The organism is Nocardioides sp. CPCC 205120, assembly GCF_048654585.1.
In the GTDB taxonomy this organism is placed as follows: Bacteria; Actinomycetota; Actinomycetes; order Propionibacteriales; family Nocardioidaceae; genus Nocardioides.
In genome coordinates this window covers 2118925-2136029 of sequence record NZ_JBMCYY010000001.1, presented here as the reverse complement: position 1 = coordinate 2136029, position 17105 = coordinate 2118925, and the positions used below count along the sequence as shown (strand labels likewise).

Sequence of the window (17105 nt, the reverse complement as noted above, 5' to 3'; positions counted from 1 at the left end):
TCAGCCGTGGCCGAGCTGCTCGCGCAGCTTGGCCAGCAGGTCGAGCGCCGACTCGGCGATCACCGTGCCCGGGAGGAACACCGACGCCGCGCCCATCTCCTTGAGGGTCGGCACGTCGTCGGGCGGGATCACGCCCCCGATGACGACCATGATGTCGTCGCGGCCCTGCTCGGCGAGCGCGGCACGCAGCGCCGGCAGGAGGACGAGGTGGCCGGCCGCGAGCGAGCTGACGCCGACGATGTGCACGTCGGCGTCCACCGCCTGCTGGGCGACCTCCTCGGGCGTGGAGAACAGCGGCCCCACGTCGACGTCGAAGCCCATGTCGGCGAACGCGGAGACGATCACCTTCTGGCCGCGGTCGTGACCGTCCTGGCCCATCTTGGCGACGAGGATCCGCGGGCGCCGGCCCTCCGCCTCCTCGAACTCGGCGGTCTCCGCGAGCACGCGCCGCACGGGCCCGCTGCCGTCCTCGCCCAGCGTCGACTCGTCGCGGTACACGCCCGAGATCGTACGGATCACGGCCTGGTGGCGCCCGTAGACCTTCTCCAGCGCGTCGGAGATCTCCCCGACGGTGGCCTTGGCCCGCGCCGCGTCCACGGCGAGCGCGAGGAGGTTGCCCTCCAGCGCCGGGCCGGGCTGCGAGCCGGCCGCGTTCGTCAGGGCCTCCAGCGAGCGCCGCACGGCGTCGTCGTCGCGCTCGGCGCGCAGGCGCTCGAGCTTGGCGACCTGGCGGCGGTAGACGTCGTCGTTGTCGACCTTGAGGACGTCGAGCCTGTCCTCGGCGGCCAGGCGGTGCGTGTTGACGCCGATGACCTTCTGGGCGCCGGCGTCGATGCGCGCCTGGGTGCGCGCCGCCGCCTCCTCGATGCGCATCTTCGGGATGCCCTGCTCGATGGCCTGCGCCATGCCGCCCGCGGCCTCGGCCTCGGAGATGTGGGCCCAGGCGCGCTCGGCGAGGTCGTGGGTGAGGCGCTCCAGGTAGTAGGAGCCCGCCCAGGGGTCGATGGTTCCCGTCGTGCCCGACTCCTGCTGCAGCAGCAGCTGGGTGTTGCGCGCGATCCGCGCGGAGAAGTCGGTCGGCAGGGCGATGGCCTCGTCGAGCGCGTTCGTGTGCAGGCTCTGGGTGTGGCCCTGGGTCGAGGCCATGGCCTCGATGCAGGTGCGGCCCACGTTGTTGAACACGTCCTGGGCGGTCAGCGACCACCCGGAGGTCTGCGAGTGGGTGCGCAGCGACAGCGACTTGGGGTTCTTCGGGTCGAACTGCCGCACGAGCCGGGCCCACAGGGCGCGGGCCGCGCGCAGCTTGGCGACCTCCATCGAGAAGTTCATGCCGATGGCCCAGAAGAAGGAGAGCCGCGGCGCGAACACGTCGATGTCGAGCCCCGCCTCGAGGCCGGCGCGGATGTACTCCACGCCGTCCGCGAGCGTGTAGGCCAGCTCGAGGTCGGCCGTCGCCCCGGCCTCCTGCATGTGGTAGCCGGAGATGGAGATCGAGTTGAACCGCGGCATCCGCGCCGACGTGAAGCTGAAGATGTCGGAGATGATCCGCATCGACGGCGACGGCGGGTAGATGTAGGTGTTGCGGACCATGAACTCCTTGAGGATGTCGTTCTGGATGGTCCCGGCCAGCTTCTCCGGCGCCACCCCCTGCTCCTCGGCCGCGACGATGTAGAGGGCCAGCACCGGCAGCACGGCGCCGTTCATGGTCATCGACACGCTCATCTCGTCGAGCGGGATGCCGTCGAAGAGCGTGCGGGTGTCGTAGATCGAGTCGATCGCCACGCCGGCCATGCCGACGTCGCCGCGCACGCGCGGGTGGTCGGAGTCGTAGCCGCGGTGGGTGGCGAGGTCGAAGGCGACGGAGAGGCCCTTCTGGCCGGCCGCGAGGTTGCGGCGGTAGAAGGCGTTCGACTCCTCGGCGGTGGAGAACCCGGCGTACTGCCGGATGGTCCACGGCTGCGTCGTGTACATGGTCGGGTACGGCCCGCGCAGGAACGGGCTCAGGCCCGGCCACGTGTCGAGCGCGTCGAGGCCCGCCACGTCCTCGGGGCCGTAGGCCGGCTTGACCTCGATGCCCTCCGGGGAGGTCCACGCCTCGCCGTCGGTGGGCGGCGCGACGGCCCGGCCGCCGCGCAGGTCGAGGCCCTCGAAGCTCTTCGGAACGCTCATGCCAGGTGCTCCCTCGTCCGGGTGAGGAACGCGAGGGCGTCCACGCCCACCGCGCAGGAGTCGTCGGTGTGGTCGGTCGGCCTGCCCGCGATCACGACGCGGGTGGCTCCCGCCTCCCGCAGCGCCGCGGCGGCCTGCTCCCCCCACTCCGCGTACGTCGCGTCCGACCCGGCCAGGCACACCACGGGCGGGCTGCCCGCCGCCGTGTACGCCGCGACGAGCGCGTCGGGCCCGTCGGTCGGGCCCGCCACCTCGACGGCGATGCCGCCGGCGGCCAGCAGGTTGCTGGCGAACGTGGCCCGGGCGGTGTGCGCCGCGACCGTGCCCATCGTGGCGAGGAAGACCGGTCGCGCCGCCGGGGCGTCGCGCAGGGCCTCGAAGCTCGCGCCGTACGGGCGCACGCCGTCCCAGGCGCCGTCGGGCTCGCGCTCGGGAAGCACCTCGGCCGGGTTCGGGAACTCCGAGAGGCCCGTGAGCGGGCGCTTGCGCGTCGCGACCTGCTGCTCCCGCTCGGCCACCGTCGCCGCGACCAGCTCCTCGACGACGGCGTCGAGCCCGTCGAGGCCGCCGGACTGCAGCGCGGCGTCGAGCCGGGGCAGGAGCGCCCACGCCGCGAGGGCCAGGTCGTCGGTGAGGCGCTCGACCGCGTAGGCGCCGCCCGCGAGGTCGGCCACCTTCCCGAGGTGGGACTCGTCGATGAGCAGGTGGGAGGTGTTCCGCGCGATGCGGCGGCCGAAGGCCTCCGGCCGGCCCAGCGGGGAGTCGAAGGGCAGCACCGTCACCGACTCGGCGCCACCGACGCCCGCGGCGAACGCGGCGACGGTGGTGCGCAGCATGTTCACGTAGGGGTCGTAGCGGCTCATCATGGGCCGGCTCGTCACCGCGTGCTGGCGCTGCTGCACCGCGGCGGCCTCGCCCTCGACGTCCTCGCTCAGCTCGACGAGGCGGGCCCACAGGCGGCGGGCGGCCCGCAGCTTGGCGATGCCGGGGAACTGCTCGTCGGTGACCGCGTAGCGGAACTCCACCAGGCCGGCCGCCTCGGCGAGCGGCACCCCCGCACCGGTCAGCACCCGCAGGACGCGGGCGCCGGCGGCCAGCGACCAGGCCAGCTCCTGCGCGTCCGAGGCCCCTCGGTCGTGGACGACGGTGGCGTCGACGACGACGCCCAGCACACCGGCCTCGCGGGCGAGGCCGACGACCTCCAGCAGCGCGTCCTCGGGGGCCAGGGCGGCGACGCCGAGGTTGGTGCCGGCCGCGGGCTCCGTGGCCTCGAGGTACGCGAGGAAGGCGCGGGCCGCGCCGACCGGGTCGCTCGGCGCGTCCAGCACGACCGGGGCCAGGTCGAGGTAGACCCCGGCCAGCAGGGCGGGCAGGTCCGTGGCGGCGTCGACCGTGAGCCACAGCGAGGTCACGCCGCCCTCGAGGTCGGCGAGCAGCGTCTCGTTGCCGGCGCGGGCGTCGAGGCCGACGGCGCCGAGGTGCGCGCGGACGTCCCACGGGCCCGTGCGGGTCGGGCGGCCCTGCGTCGCCAGGTCGGCCACGGACTCCGGCGTGCCCAGCGGGGTGACCTCGATGCCGTCCAGCGTGCGGCGCGTCAGCCGCTGCCAGACCAGCTCGTCGGGGTCGTCCTCGCCCAGGCGACGGGCCTTGCGCAGGACGCGCGCGGCCTCGGCCTCCCAGTCCGCACGGGTCCACCGGTCGGTCGCGGCGTCCGCGAGCGCGAGGGCGCCCTGCTCCGGCTGCAGCTCGGTCGGCTCGTCGAGCCCACCCTCCACTTCGGTCATGGTGCGAACCATAGAAGGTGTGACGGACGTCGCGACACCGGGTCCCACGAATCAGGCACCGCGGCCCGCGGGCCCGTTCACCCGGCGGTCACGCCGCGGCCACTCCCCCGTCGTGGCGTCCTCCCACTCTCGGACTCATGCGGATCGCGCTCGTGACCGAGTCCTTCTACCCGGCCACCGACGGCACGACCACGACGGTGCGCAACCTCCTCGACCGGCTCGTCGACCGCGGCCACACCGTGCGCCTCGTCGCGCCGGCGCCGGGGCTGACGTCGTACCGCGGGGTCGAGATCGTGCGCGTGCGGGCCCTGGACAAGCCGGGGCGCCAGGTGCGGGCGGCCCTGGAGGGCTTCGCCCCCGACCTCGTGCACGTCACCTCGAGCCTGGAGCTGGGCCCGACCATCGGCCGCAAGGCCCTCAAGCACGCCCGGCGACTCGACGTGCCCACCGTCGTCGTGCAGCAGACCCCGGTGAGCGACCTGGCCGCCCCGCTGTGGCAGGCCAAGGTCGCCGAGCGCGCCGACCGCGTCCTCGTCACCGCCCGGTGGATGGTCGACCGGCTCGCGGCCCTCGACGTCGACGCCCACCTGTGGTCCCCCGGCGTCGACACCGCCGCCTTCACCCCCGCCCTGCGCGACGAGTGGCTGCACGACAAGTGGGCGAAGGCGCGGTCGCGGGGCGGCCCGCGGGTCGTCGTCGGCTACGTCGGCGCGCTCGAGAAGGACCACGGGGTACGACGTCTGCCCGAGGTCGCCGCCGTCCCCGGCACCCGGCTCGTCGTGGTGGGCCAGGGCTCGCAGCGGGAGTGGCTCACCCACCGCCTGGCCGGGGTCACCGGCCCCGGCGCCAAGCTCGCCGGACCGCTGACCGCCGGCGACCTGACGACCGCGGTCGCCTCCCTCGACGTGCTCGTGCACCCCGGCGAGCACCTCACGTGCGCCCACACGCTGCGCGAGGCGGCCGCGTCCGGCGTACCCGTCGTCGCCGCCCGCACCGGCGGCGCCCGCGACGTGGTCGCCCACCTGGAGTCCGGGCTGCTGTTCGACCCGTCCACGCCCCGCGGCCTGCGCGACGCCGTCGAGGCGGTCACGGCCGACCGGCACCGCGGCCTCATGGGTGCCCACGGTCGCGAGCTGGCGCTGCAGCGCTCCTGGCACGACGCCGTGGACGAGCTCGTCGAGCGGCACTACGCGTCGGTCCTCGACGCCCCGCACCTCGCGCCGGCCTGACCCGCGGCCCCGGGGGGACCGCAGGGAGGGGTCTGCCCGTACCCCATCGTTAACGTGTCGGTAACAGGGGATATGTCACACGAGGTGAGGTCGACCTTCGTTACTGACCCCCTGGTAGGGGGAGTAGCGTTCCGGTCGTGGCAACCCCGACCCTTGTCTCTCCTCCCAGGTCGACACGCTCGACCATCGCGCTGAAGCTGGTGATGGCGACCAGCGGGCTCCTCTTCGTCGCGTACGTGCTCGCGCACATGTACGGGAACCTGAAGGCGTTCTCCGGCCAGGACAAGTTCAACGACTACGCGCACCACCTGCGCGAGTTCGGCGAGCCGATCCTGCCGTACGAGGGCTTCCTCTGGATCGCCCGGACCGTGCTGCTCGTGGCCCTCGTGGCCCACGTGGTGGCCGCCGTGCTCCTGACGAACCGCAACCGCCGGGCCCGCAGCACCCGCTACCAGGTCAAGAAGAACGTGGCGTCCTCGCTGTCCTCGCGCACCATGCGCTGGGGCGGGGCGGCGCTGCTCCTCTTCATCATCTGGCACCTCGTGAACTTCAGCTTCGGGAAGGTGAACGTGGCCACCGGCGAGACCGGCAGCGCCGCGGGCGACCCCTACACGCTGATGGTCGAGTCCTTCGAGGTCTGGTGGCTCACGGTGATCTACCTGGTGGCGATGGTGGCGCTCGCGCTCCACCTCCACCACGGCACCTGGAGCGCGATCCAGACGCTGGGCTACACCAACACGGCCGCGGCGCGTCGCCGGGCGAAGCAGGCCGGCCTGGTGCTGGCCGTCGTCGTCGCCGGCGGTTTCTCGCTCGTCCCGCTGGCCGTGCTCTTCGGCATCATCGAGAAGTAAGGGAGTCCCGACCATGGCTGGATCCACCCTCCACGAGGGCCTCGCCCCGCTCAACGTCGCTCCCGAGCAGAAGTCGGACGACGCCCACGGCTACTACGTGCTCGGCGACAAGCTCGTCGACGCGAAGGCGCCGACGGGTCCCATCAAGGACCGCTGGACCACCCGCAAGTTCGAGAACCGCCTGGTCAACCCGGCCAACCGCCGCAAGCTCGACATCATCATGGTCGGCACGGGCCTGGCCGGCGGCGCCGCCGCCGCCACGCTCGGCGAGGCCGGCTACAACGTGAAGTCCTTCTGCTACCAGGACTCCCCGCGCCGCGCCCACTCGATCGCGGCCCAGGGCGGCATCAACGCGGCGAAGAACTACAAGGAGGACGGCGACTCGACGTTCCGCCTCTTCTACGACACGGTCAAGGGCGGCGACTACCGCAGCCGCGAGTCGAACGTGTACCGCCTGGCCGAGGTCAGCGCGAACATCATCGACCAGTGCGTCGCGCAGGGCGTGCCCTTCGCCCGCGAGTACGGCGGCCTGCTCGACAACCGCTCCTTCGGCGGCGTGCAGGTGTCCCGCACGTTCTACGCCCGCGGCCAGACGGGCCAGCAGCTGCTCATCGGCGCCTACCAGGCCATGGAGCGCCAGGTCGCGGCCGGCACGGTGAAGCAGTACACGCGCCACGAGATGCTGGAGCTGATCGTCGTCGACGGCCGTGCCCGCGGGATCATCGCGCGCGACATGGTGACCGGCGAGATCGAGACGCACCTCGCGGACGTCGTCGTGCTCGCCACCGGCGGCTACGGCAACGTCTTCTACCTGTCGACCAACGCGATGGGCTCGAACGTCACCGCCACGTGGCGTGCGCACCGCAAGGGCGCCTACATGGCCAACCCCTGCTACACGCAGATCCACCCCACCTGCATCCCGGTCTCGGGCGACTTCCAGTCGAAGCTGACCCTGATGTCGGAGTCGCTGCGCAACGACGGTCGCATCTGGGTGCCGAAGAACCGCGAGGACTGCGACAAGGACCCGCGGGACATCCCGGAGGAGGACCGCGACTACTACCTGGAGCGGATCTACCCCAGCTTCGGCAACCTGGTCCCCCGCGACATCGCCTCGCGCCAGGCCAAGAACGTCTGCGACGAGGGTCGCGGCGTCGGCCCGGTCGTCGGCGACTTCCGCCGCGGGGTGTACCTCGACTTCGCCGACGCCATCGCGCGCATGGGTCGCGAGGCGGTCGAGACGAAGTACGGCAACCTGTTCGACATGTACGCCCGCATCACCGGCGAGGACCCGTACGAGGTGCCGATGCGCATCTACCCCGCGGTCCACTACGTCATGGGCGGCCTGTGGGTCGACTACGACCTGCAGTCGAACATCACCGGGCTCTACGTGACCGGCGAGGCCAACTTCTCCGACCACGGCGCGAACCGCCTCGGTGCCTCGGCCCTGATGCAGGGTCTCGCCGACGGCTACTTCGTGCTGCCGAACACCATCCGCGACTACCTCGCGGACGGCCCGTTCCCGAAGGTCCCGGAGGACCACCCCGAGGTCGTCGCCGCCCGCGAGTCCGTCGAGGCCCGCATCAACACCTTCATGTCGATGAACGGCACCCGCTCCGCCGACAGCTACCACAAGGAGCTCGGCAACATCATGTGGGAGTACTGCGGCATGGAGCGCACGGAGGAGGGCCTGCGCAAGGCGATCGACATGATCCGCGAGCTCAAGGCCGACTTCTGGAGCAACCTCAAGGTGCTCGGCACGGCGGACGGCATCAACCAGAGCCTCGAGAAGGCCGGCCGCGTCGCCGACTTCATCGAGCTCGGGGAGCTCATGTGCATCGACGCCCTCAACCGCCGCGAGTCCTGCGGCGGCCACTTCCGCGGTGAGTCCCAGACCGAGGACGGCGAGGCGCTGCGTCACGACGACGAGTTCGCCTACGTCGCCGCCTGGGAGTGGGGGGGCGAGGACGGCCAGCCCGTGCTCCACAAGGAAGACCTGATCTACACCGCCATCGAGATGAAGCAGCGGAGCTACAAGTGAAGTTGACCCTGAAGATCTGGCGCCAGCCGAACACGGCGACCGCCGGAGCGATGCACACCTACGAGCTCGATGGCGTCTCCGAGGACATGAGCTTCCTGGAGATGCTCGACGTCCTCAACGAGAAGCTGAACACGACCGGCGAGGAGCCGATCGCGTTCGACTCCGACTGTCGCGAGGGCATCTGCGGCATGTGCGGCCTGATGATCAACGGCGAGGCGCACGGCCCGGAGGTCACCACGACCTGCCAGCTGCACATGCGGTCCTTCAAGGACGGCGACGAGATCACGATCGAGCCCTGGCGCGCGGACTCGTTCCCCGTGCTCAAGGACCTGTGCGTGGACCGCTCGGCGCTCGACCGCATGGTGCAGGCCGGTGGCTACATCTCCGCCAACACCGGCTCCGCGCCCGACGCGCACGCCGCCCCGGTGGAGAAGAAGAAGGCCGACCGCGCCTTCGACGTCGCCACCTGCATCAGCTGCGGCGCCTGCGTCGCGGCCTGCCCGAACGGCTCCGCCTCGCTGTTCCTCGGCGCGAAGATCACCCACCTCGGTGAGCTGCCGCAGGGTCAGCCGGAGCGCTACTCCCGCGTGATCGGCATGGTCGGCCAGCACGACCACGACGGCTTCGGCGGGTGCACGAACATCGGCGAGTGCGCCGCGGCGTGCCCCAAGGAGATCCCGCTGGACGTCATCAGCCAGCTCAACAAGGACCTCCGCACCGCGATGGTCAAGGGCCGCTGAGGCGGCTCCCGCGTCGTACGACGTGACGTTCGGCCCGTCCGGGGACTCCCCCCGGGCGGGCCGTTCGACGTCCGCCGGGGGTACGGCGTGCCCGTCACCGGTCCCGTGAGCGGCCGGCTCAGGTCACGGAGCGGTCACGAAGGTCACGGAGAGGTCACGGAGAGGTCACGGGGTGGTCGTGGTCTCCCGGCGGGTGGCCCTGAGGGCCTGGAGCCCGAGGCGGCCGAGGACGGCCGCGATGAGCAGGTTGACGACCACGAGCACGGAGTGGGCGACCCAGTAGCCGGTGGCGCGCTCCTCCCCCGCGGACCACGCCGAGGCCAGGTTGCGCGCGAAGTTGCCAAAGGTCACGACGTTCCACACCGCGACCGCCAGCAGGAGCACGGCGTGCTTGCGCTCGAACCTCATCCCGGACCCCTTCACCTCGTCGGAGGGGTCATCGTGCCACGCCTCAGCGGGCGCGCCGCAGCAGGGTGAGGAAGCCCAGCACGGTGCCGGCGCCGAGCGCGAACGACCGCGCGGCGACCTGGTTGGTGGTCAGCTCCCGCTCGTCGTCCTTGTCGAGGTCGACCCGCAGGGCGGCCAGGCGGGCCTCCTCGAGCGCGGCCGCGTGCTCGCGGCGCAGCCGGGCCGACGTGGAGGTGTGCGCCCAGGAGGCGGCGTACATGACCACCCGGGAGAAGTAGTTGATCCACACGAGGAGGATCAGCGCGATGCCGAAGGCCTGGAAGGCGGGCTGGCCCTTGGTCGCGCTGAGGAGCACGCCGGCGACCTGCTTGAGCACCTCGAAGCCGACGGCGCCCAGCAGCGCGCCCTTCCAGAGGTCGAAGCGCGGGATGTCGGGCTTGACGAGCAACGTGAAGATCGCGGTGAAGAGCAGCGAGCTGGCGCCGATGCCGATCACGACGGTGATGACGCGCAGCAGCCACGAGAGCTCGTCGCCCAGCCCGACGAGGTCGAGCACCTCCGAGGAGAACGCGTTGACGCCGCTGGAGATCGCGACGCTGGTGAGCAGGATGACCCCGATGGCGGGGAGCGTCAGCAGGTCGCGCAGCTTGCCCTTGAGGAAGCTCGGCTGCTCCTTCGCCGGCTCCTCGAACACCACCATGAGCGACTCGCGCAGCCCCGAGAGCCACCCCAGGCCCGAGTAGAGGACGCCCAGCAGGCCGATGACCCCGGCGGTGCCCGCCACCTCCTCGAAGTCGGCGATGGAGATCTGGCCCTCGTCCGAGCCGATCATCCCGGGGAAGATGCCCGAGATGGCGTCGACCAGGTCCTGCTGCGCGTCCGGGTAGATGCGCGCCAGGTAGCCGACGAGGAAGAACGCCAGCGCCAGCAGGGGGAAGAAGGAGAGGAACCCGAAGAAGGTGACGGCCCCGGCCTGGGTGTTGCCCTTCACCGCCCCGTAGTGGCGCTGCATCCGCACCACGTGGTCGAGCCACGGGTGGGCCGTGCGCTGCTCGGCCAGCCAGACGACGACCCGTTCCTTCGGGCCGGCCACCTCAGCCGTCCCGTCGCTGCAGCGCGAAGTCGTCGCTGCGGCGCCAGCCGGTGCTCTCGTCGTGGACGTAGAGGTGGAACATCGCCACCTCGAAGACGCACTCGAAGGCCGCCAGCTCCTTGAACGCGCGGTCCAGGCGGTCGTCGTCGAGGTGGTGGGCCACCGTGACGTGCGGGTGGTACGGGAAGCTGAGGTCCACCTCCAGCGGGCCCCGCCGCAGCGAGGCGGCCAGCTGCTCGGTCTCCGCGATGCCCTCCGCGACCGTCACGAACACCACCGGGGAGACCGGACGGAACGTGCCGGTGCCGCGCAGGTGTACCCGGAAGCCGCGGTGCTGCGTCGCGACCGCCGCGAGGTGGTCGGACACGGCCGCGAGCTCGTCCGCGGCGACCTCGGTCGGCGGGATGAGGGTGACGTGGGTGGGGATGAGGTCCGCGGTGGCGTCCCCCAGGGAACGGCGGTAGTCCTGGAGCTGGGCCCCCCAGGGCTCCGGGATCGCGAGGGCTACTCCGATCGTGGGCACGGCGTCGACCCTAGCCGAGGGGTCGAACGAAGCCGACGCGCTCGTAGACGTCCGCGAGCGTGCGGTCCGCGACCTCGCGGGCCCGCTGCGCGCCCGCGGCCAGCACCTCGTCGAGGCGGGCCCGGTCGTCGAGGAGCTCGAGGGTCCGCTCCCGCAGCGGCGTCACGAACGCCACGACGACGTCGGCGAGGTCGCCCTTGAGGTCGCCGTACCCCCGGCCCTCGTAGTCGGCGGCGATCTCGTGCACGCCGCGGCCCGTCAGCGCCGAGAAGATGGACAGCAGGTTCGACACCCCGGGCTTGGCCTCGGGGTCGAACGCCACCACGGCCTCGGAGTCCGTCACCGCGGAGCGGATCTTCTTCGCGCTCACCTTCGGCTCGTCGAGCAGGTCGATGATGCCGGCGGGCGAGGACGCCGACTTGCTCATCTTCGCCGTCGGGTTCTGCAGGTCGTAGATCTTCGCCGTCTCGCGCAGGATGTAGGGCTCCGGCAGGCGGAACGTCTTCTTGTAGCGGGTGTTGAACCGGTGGGCGAGGTCGCGGGTCAGCTCGAGGTGCTGGCGCTGGTCCTCCCCCACGGGCACGTACGCCGGTCGGTACAGCAGGATGTCGGCCGCCTGCAGGATCGGGTAGGTGAAGAGGCCGACGCTCGCCGCCCCCTCACCGCCCTTGGCCGACTTGTCCTTGAACTGCGTCATGCGCCGCGCCTCGCCGAATGCCGTGATGCTGTTGAGCACCCAGGCCAGCTGCGCGTGGGCGGGCACGTGCGACTGCACGAAGAGCGACGAGCGGGCGGGGTCGACGCCCATCGCGAGCAGCTGGGCGGCGGAGCGGTAGGTGCGCTCGCGCAGCAGCCGCGGGTCGTGCTCGACGGTGATCGCGTGGAGGTCGACCACCATGTAGAACGGCTCGTGGTCCTCCTGCAGGCTCACCCACTGCCGCAGCGCGCCGAGGTAGTTCCCGAAGTGGAACGAGTCGGCCGTCGGCTGGATCCCCGAGAGGACCCGCGGCAGCGACCCGCCCGGGGACGAGGCTTCCTGGGTCTGCGCAGACATGCGCACGATTCAACCACCCGGCCGCGGGCGCCCCGCACCGGGCTCGGGCGGGACCCGACGAGGGCCCGACGGGGCCCGCGGGGCCCGGTCGGGCCTAGACGGCGGTCGTCGCCCGGCGGCGGGCGACCAGGGACCAGCAGAAGATGAGGAGCCCACCGGCGGCCAGACCGGCACCCACGAGGCTCGGGGCGCGGTAGCCGTGGCCGGCGTCGATGACGAGGCCGCCGAGGAACGCGCCGAGGCCGTTGGCGATGTTGAGCGCCGAGTGGTTGAGCGCAGCGCCGAGCATCTGCGCGTCCCCGGCCGACTGCATGAGGCGCACCTGGAGGTTGATCGCCAGCACGGAGCCGAGCAGGCCCACGACGAAGACGATCGCCACCATCGCGACCACGCTGCCGGCGAGCGGCACCACGAGGGCGAGCACGACGACGGAGACGACGAACGCCCCGACGACGGAGCGCTCCACGTTCCAGTCGGCCAGCACGCCGGCGAGCCACGACCCCAGCACCGAGCCCACGCCGAACGCCAGCAGGAAGGCCGGCACGGCGCTCTTCGCCAGCCCGGTCTCGTCGGTGATGAGCGGCGCGACGTAGCTGTACATCGCGAAGATGCCGCCGAAGCCCACCATGCCGGTGGCGACGGCGTACAGCACCGCGGGGCGGCGCAGCGCGGACAGCTCCCGGCGCACCGTGGCGGTGCGGTCGCCCGGGGTGTGGGGCACGGCGAGGAGCACGAGGACGGCGGTGATGATCGTCAGGGCGAGCACGAACCAGTAGGCGCTGCGCCACCCGACCTCCTGGCCGAGCCACGTGCTGGCCGGCACGCCCGCCACGGTGCCGACGGACAGGCCCACCATGACGCCGCTGATCGCGCGCCCCTGCTGGTCGGGCCGCACGAGGGAGGCGGCGATGAGCGAGGCGACCCCGAAGTACGCCCCGTGCGGGAGGCCGGCGACGAAGCGGGCGAGCAGCACCGGGAGGTAGCCGCTGGCCAGCGCGGTGAACGCGCTGCCGAGACCGAGCGCCAGCACGAGGCCGACGGCCAGCTCGCGCCGCGGCAGGCGGGCGCCGAGCGCGACGATGAGGGGGGCGCCCACGACGACGCCGAGCGCGTACGACGTGATGATGTGCCCCGTGGTGGGGATCGACTCGTCGATGCCCCGCGCGATGTCGGGCAGCAGGCCCATCGTCACGAACTCGGTCGTGCCGATCGCGAAGCCGCCCATGGCCAGCGCCACGATGGCGAGCGCGAGGCGTCCGCCGGACAGCGGGGCGTCCGCCGCCGGGGCGGCCGTTGCGGGGCCGGCGTCCACGACGGTGCCGTCCGCGGCACCCTCGCGGTCGTGGGGCAGGTCGCGGTCGGACGGCGGCGGGGTGGAGGTCGAGGTCGTCATCGGCACTCATGCTGCAACTCGCGGGGCCGCGACGGCGATTCCTCGTCGCCGCGGTGACCTGCGCCACCGACGCAGCGCGCCGGACCGCGCGCCGGACCGCGCGCCGGACCGCGCGCCGGACCTCGCGCCGGACCTCGCGCCCGGCCTCGCGAGGCCCCCCGTCCGGGGCTCATCCGGCGAGGTGGCCCCACCGGGCGGACAGGTCCGCCCAGGGCCCGTCCGCGACCACCGCGCCGTCGACGAGCACGACCACGCGGTGCGCCTGCACGAGCGCCGCCCGCTTCGAGGTGGCGCCGAGCACCGTGGTGCCCCGCTCGCGCAGCCCCCGCCACAGCTCGACCTCCGTGCGGGCGTCGAGCGCGCTCGACACGTCGTCGGCGACGAGCAGCTCCGGCTCGCAGGCCAGAGCCCGGGCGAGCGCCAGGCGCTGCACCTGTCCCCCGGACAGCCGTACGCCGCGGTGCCCGACCAGCGCGTCGGGTCCGCCGGCCGCCTCGACGTCGGGGCCCAGGCGCGCCGTCGTCACCGCCGGGCCGACCGCCCGGTCGTGGTCGAGCCGCACGTTGTCGTCGAAGGTGCCCGACAGCACCCGGGGCACCTGGGCGACGTGGGCGACCTGCGCGGGGCGCAGGAAGTGCTCCGGGTCGCCCACGGGCCGGCCGTTCCAGCGCAGGGTGCCGGTGTGGTCGACGAGGCCCGCCACGGCGCCCAGGAGGCTCGACTTCCCGGACCCGACCTGCCCGAGCAGCAGCACGAGCTCGCCGGCCCGCACGGTGAGGTCGACGTCCACGACGCCGCGCGTGCCGTCGTCGTGGACGGCCGCGAACCCGCGCAGCTCGAGGGTGCGCAGCGGCTCCCGGACCACGGGCGGCGGCGCGGGCGCCGTGCCGCGCACCAGGTCGACGCCCGGCGGGAGGCGCACGAGGTCCGTCCCGCCGGCGAACCGGCTCGTGGCGCGCTGCCACGCCCGGGTGCCGGGCGCCTCGGTGATCACCCAGCCCGCGACGAGGCCGAAGTAGTCGAAGCCGGTGACGGCCGCCGAGACGAGCAGCGCCGTCGCCAGGTCCCACCCGCCGGCCAGGTGGATGCCCCAGGCGGCCACGACCCCGCCCTGCACCACGACGAGGGGCACCCCGTCGAGCGCGGCCTGCACCCGGTGCTCGCGCACGGCCGCGTCCACCCGGCCACCGTCGACGGCCCGAAGGTGGCGCTGCACGGCCGGGGTGGCGGCGGCCAGCTTGACGGTGCGCGCCGCGTCGAGGGCCGAGACGAGGGAGCGCCCGAACCCGGCGCGGGCGGTGGCCGCGGCAGCCGCCGAGCGGCCGGCCAGCGGGCGGCCCAAGGAGGACGCCAGCGACGAGGCCACCATGACGGCCAGCAGCACGGCACCGGCCAGCAGGCTCCCGCCGAGCACCGTGGTCACGACGACGATGACGAGGGCGTTGACCAGGTCGACCCAGCGGTCGGCGTACCGCGCGTACCGGTCGGCGTCGAGGGCCCGGCCCGCCACCTCGCCGGGCGGCGTGCGCGGCAGCCGCTCCTGCGCGGTCTGCCCGAGGAGCACCGTCGTGCGCACCCGCAGCAGCACCTCGATCCACCAGCGCGGGTAGCGGCGCACGGCGTCGGTCAGCAGCAGCGGACCGGCGAGCAGGCTCACCGCCAGCAGCGCGAGGAGCGGCCACGGGATCCCCCCGCCGTCCCCGGCGACGTCCTGCACGACCCGCCCCCACAGGAAGGCGCTGACGGCGCCGAACGCGCCCGTCAGCGCGGACAGCAGGAAGAGGACCGCTGCGAACAGTCCCCAGGCCGGGCGCACGGTGATCGCCGACAGGATGCCCCGCGCCAGGCTCGGCCCGTCGCCGGGCTCGGGGCGGCCGAGGGGCTCGCCCTGCCGCCGTACCCCGCCCACCGGGGCCGCGCCTCCCGCCGGGGCCGTCGGCCTCGCCGGGGTCCCCGGGGTCCCCGGGTTCGCCGCGGCGGGTCCGACCTCGGGCTCCACCTCCTGGGCCGCCTCGAGCAGGTCGCGGAAGGGGCCGGGCTGCCGCGCGAGGGTGCGCCGCTCCCCCTGCTGCACGACCCGGCCGTGGTCGAGCACGGCCACGAGGTCGGCCCGGGCGATCGTGGAGAGCCGGTGGGCGACGAGCAGCCCGGTGCGGCCCGCGAGCAACCGGTCCGCGGCCCGCACGACGGTCTCCTCGGTCACCGGGTCCATGCGGGCCGTCGCCTCGTCGAGCACGACGACGTGCACGTCGCGCACGAGCAGGCGCGCGAAGGCGACGAGCTGCTCCTCGCCCGCCGACAGGCTGGTGCCGCCGGGCCCGAGGGGCGTGTCGAGGCCGGCCGGCAGGCCGGCGACCCAGCCGCCGAGGCCGAGCTCGTCGACCGCCTCCTCCAGCCGCCGGCGCGGCACGTCGGCGAAGAGGGCGATGTTCTCGGCCAGGGTGCCCGCGAGGATCTCGGTGCGCTGGGTGACGACCCCGACCCGGCGGCGCAGGTCCTCCAGGTCGAGGTCGCGCACGTCCGCGCCGCCGAGCAGCACGCTGCCGCGCGGCGGCTCGTGCGCCCGCGAGACCAGCGCCGCGAGCGTGGACTTGCCCGAGCCGGAGCGACCGACCAACGCGCACGTGCGGCCCGACGCCACGTGCAGCGAGACGTCCGCGAGCGCGAACGTGCCCTCCTCGTAGGCGAACGTCAGGCCGCGCAGCTCGAGGTCCGCGTCGGCGGGCACCGGCGCCCCGCCCTCGGGCTCGCGCTCCGCGCCCAGCAGCTGGCGCAGCCGCACGAGCGCGCCGAGGCCGGCCTGCAGGTCGGGGATGTGCCGGGCCATCTGGTCGACCTGGCCGACGAACGTGGTCGTCACGAGGAAGAGGGTGACGACGCGCCCGACCGACAGGGAGTCGTCGACGACGAGCGCCACGCCGGTGATCGCCGTACCGGCCAGCAGGGCGTGCAGCAGCACCCCCGTGCGCAGGGCGATCGCGGCCTGGCTGGCGACCACCGCGGCCATCTTGGCGTGCACCCGCGCCGCCAGCTCGCTCGTGCGGCGCAGCACGTGGGCCTGGCCCAGCGAGGTGCGCAGGTCGTCGCGTGCGGCGACGCCCTCCTCGAAGGCGGCGGCGTGGTCGGTCCAGGCCACCTCCTCCTCGACCTTGCGACGCGTCAGGTCGGCCAGCAGCGGGCGGACCGAGAGCACCGCGATCGTGCCGACGACCGGGAACAGGAACCACGCCGGCCACCAGGTCAGGCCCGCCACGACCCACATCGGCACGGCGGCGAAGACCGTGCGCAGCGCCTCCCACACCTGGCGGCGCACGAGCGTGCCGACGTCGTGGGTGTCGTCGTCCACCCGGTCGAGGACCTCGCCGACCGCCTGCTCCGACAGCGTCGCGAGCGGTTGGTGGAGCGCGGCGTCGAGGAGGTCGTCGCGCAGGCGCCCCTCGGCGCGGTCGACGACACCGGCCCACAGCACGCGGCCCACCGAGTCGAGCGCCGCGCCGCCCACGAGGCAGGCGGCCAGCACGGTCACCAGGGTGCCGCTCGGGCCCGCCGCGAGGCGACCGGCGACGACCGTGCCCAGGGTCTCCCCCACCGCGCCGAGGAACGACAGCACGAGCGCGACCGCGGTCGCGGGGGCCCGCAGGCGGCGCGCGTCGACCGTGCGGGCGAGCGGCGGCCGGGCCTCGCCCCCGGCACCGCCGCGGGCGCCGCCCGGGGTGTCCGTGGGACCGGCGGTCCGGCCCGGGGACGGGTCGGTCGCGGGGTGGGTGGAGGGGGTGATGGTGTCGGCGCCGCTCATGTCGGGATCGACCGTAGGGCGCCGCAC

The 17105-nt window shown here is 73.6% G+C and carries 12 protein-coding genes; 4 read left to right on the top strand and 8 right to left on the bottom strand.

Annotated elements, in window-relative coordinates; genetic code table 11:
- Both scpA and ACOACO_RS09965 read right to left on the bottom strand, forming a co-directional pair.
- Nucleotides 1-2169, bottom strand: coding sequence for a methylmalonyl-CoA mutase (gene scpA, locus ACOACO_RS09970; protein WP_420296068.1), 2169 nt, complete (start codon nt 2167-2169; stop codon nt 1-3).
- A complete protein-coding gene (locus ACOACO_RS09965; RefSeq protein WP_420296067.1) occupies nt 2166-3953 on the bottom strand; it encodes a methylmalonyl-CoA mutase family protein in 1788 nt (595 codons plus the stop codon). The genes scpA and ACOACO_RS09965 overlap by 4 nt, the downstream gene beginning before the upstream one ends.
- 137 nt (nt 3954-4090) lie before the next feature.
- Between ACOACO_RS09965 and ACOACO_RS09960 the strand changes: the two genes are divergently transcribed.
- The 4 genes from ACOACO_RS09960 to ACOACO_RS09945 all read left to right on the top strand — a co-directional run bounded on the left by ACOACO_RS09960 (nt 4091) and on the right by ACOACO_RS09945 (nt 8811).
- The gene (locus ACOACO_RS09960; RefSeq protein WP_420296066.1) at nt 4091-5182 is read left to right on the top strand and encodes a glycosyltransferase; all 1092 of its coding nucleotides are present in this window, start codon (nt 4091-4093) and stop codon (nt 5180-5182) included.
- A 137-nt stretch (nt 5183-5319) separates the two neighbouring features.
- A complete protein-coding gene (locus ACOACO_RS09955) occupies nt 5320-6033 on the top strand; it encodes a succinate dehydrogenase cytochrome b subunit (RefSeq protein WP_420296065.1) in 714 nt (237 codons plus the stop codon).
- Between the two features lie 13 nt (nt 6034-6046).
- Nucleotides 6047-8071, top strand: a complete 2025-nt coding sequence (locus ACOACO_RS09950; RefSeq protein ID WP_420296064.1) for a fumarate reductase/succinate dehydrogenase flavoprotein subunit — start codon at nt 6047-6049, stop codon at nt 8069-8071.
- The gene (locus tag ACOACO_RS09945; protein WP_420296063.1) at nt 8068-8811 is read left to right on the top strand and encodes a succinate dehydrogenase/fumarate reductase iron-sulfur subunit; all 744 of its coding nucleotides are present in this window, start codon (nt 8068-8070) and stop codon (nt 8809-8811) included. Before ACOACO_RS09950 ends, ACOACO_RS09945 begins: the two co-directional genes overlap by 4 nt.
- A 165-nt stretch (nt 8812-8976) precedes the next feature.
- Here the strand turns inward: ACOACO_RS09945 and ACOACO_RS09940 are convergent, their stop codons facing one another.
- The 6 genes from ACOACO_RS09940 to ACOACO_RS09915 all read right to left on the bottom strand — a co-directional run bounded on the left by ACOACO_RS09940 (nt 8977) and on the right by ACOACO_RS09915 (nt 17078).
- Nucleotides 8977-9219 (bottom strand): SCO4848 family membrane protein, encoded by a 243-nt coding sequence (locus ACOACO_RS09940; RefSeq protein ID WP_420296062.1) that lies wholly within the window; start codon nt 9217-9219, stop codon nt 8977-8979.
- Between the two features lie 43 nt (nt 9220-9262).
- Nucleotides 9263-10312, bottom strand: coding sequence for a YihY/virulence factor BrkB family protein (locus ACOACO_RS09935; protein WP_420296061.1), 1050 nt, complete (start codon nt 10310-10312; stop codon nt 9263-9265).
- A gap of 1 nt (nt 10313) precedes the next feature.
- Entirely contained in the window at nt 10314-10835 is a 522-nt protein-coding gene (locus ACOACO_RS09930) for a 2'-5' RNA ligase family protein (RefSeq protein ID WP_420296060.1), read from the bottom strand.
- A 10-nt stretch (nt 10836-10845) separates the two neighbouring features.
- A complete protein-coding gene (gene trpS, locus ACOACO_RS09925; RefSeq protein WP_420296059.1) occupies nt 10846-11889 on the bottom strand; it encodes a tryptophan--tRNA ligase in 1044 nt (347 codons plus the stop codon).
- 94 nt (nt 11890-11983) lie between these two features.
- Nucleotides 11984-13282, bottom strand: a complete 1299-nt coding sequence (locus ACOACO_RS09920) for an MFS transporter (RefSeq protein ID WP_420296058.1) — start codon at nt 13280-13282, stop codon at nt 11984-11986.
- A gap of 169 nt (nt 13283-13451) precedes the next feature.
- Complete coding sequence (locus ACOACO_RS09915; protein ID WP_420296057.1) at nt 13452-17078, bottom strand: ATP-binding cassette domain-containing protein; 3627 nt, start codon at nt 17076-17078, stop codon at nt 13452-13454.
- Nucleotides 17079-17105 lie beyond the last annotated feature (27 nt).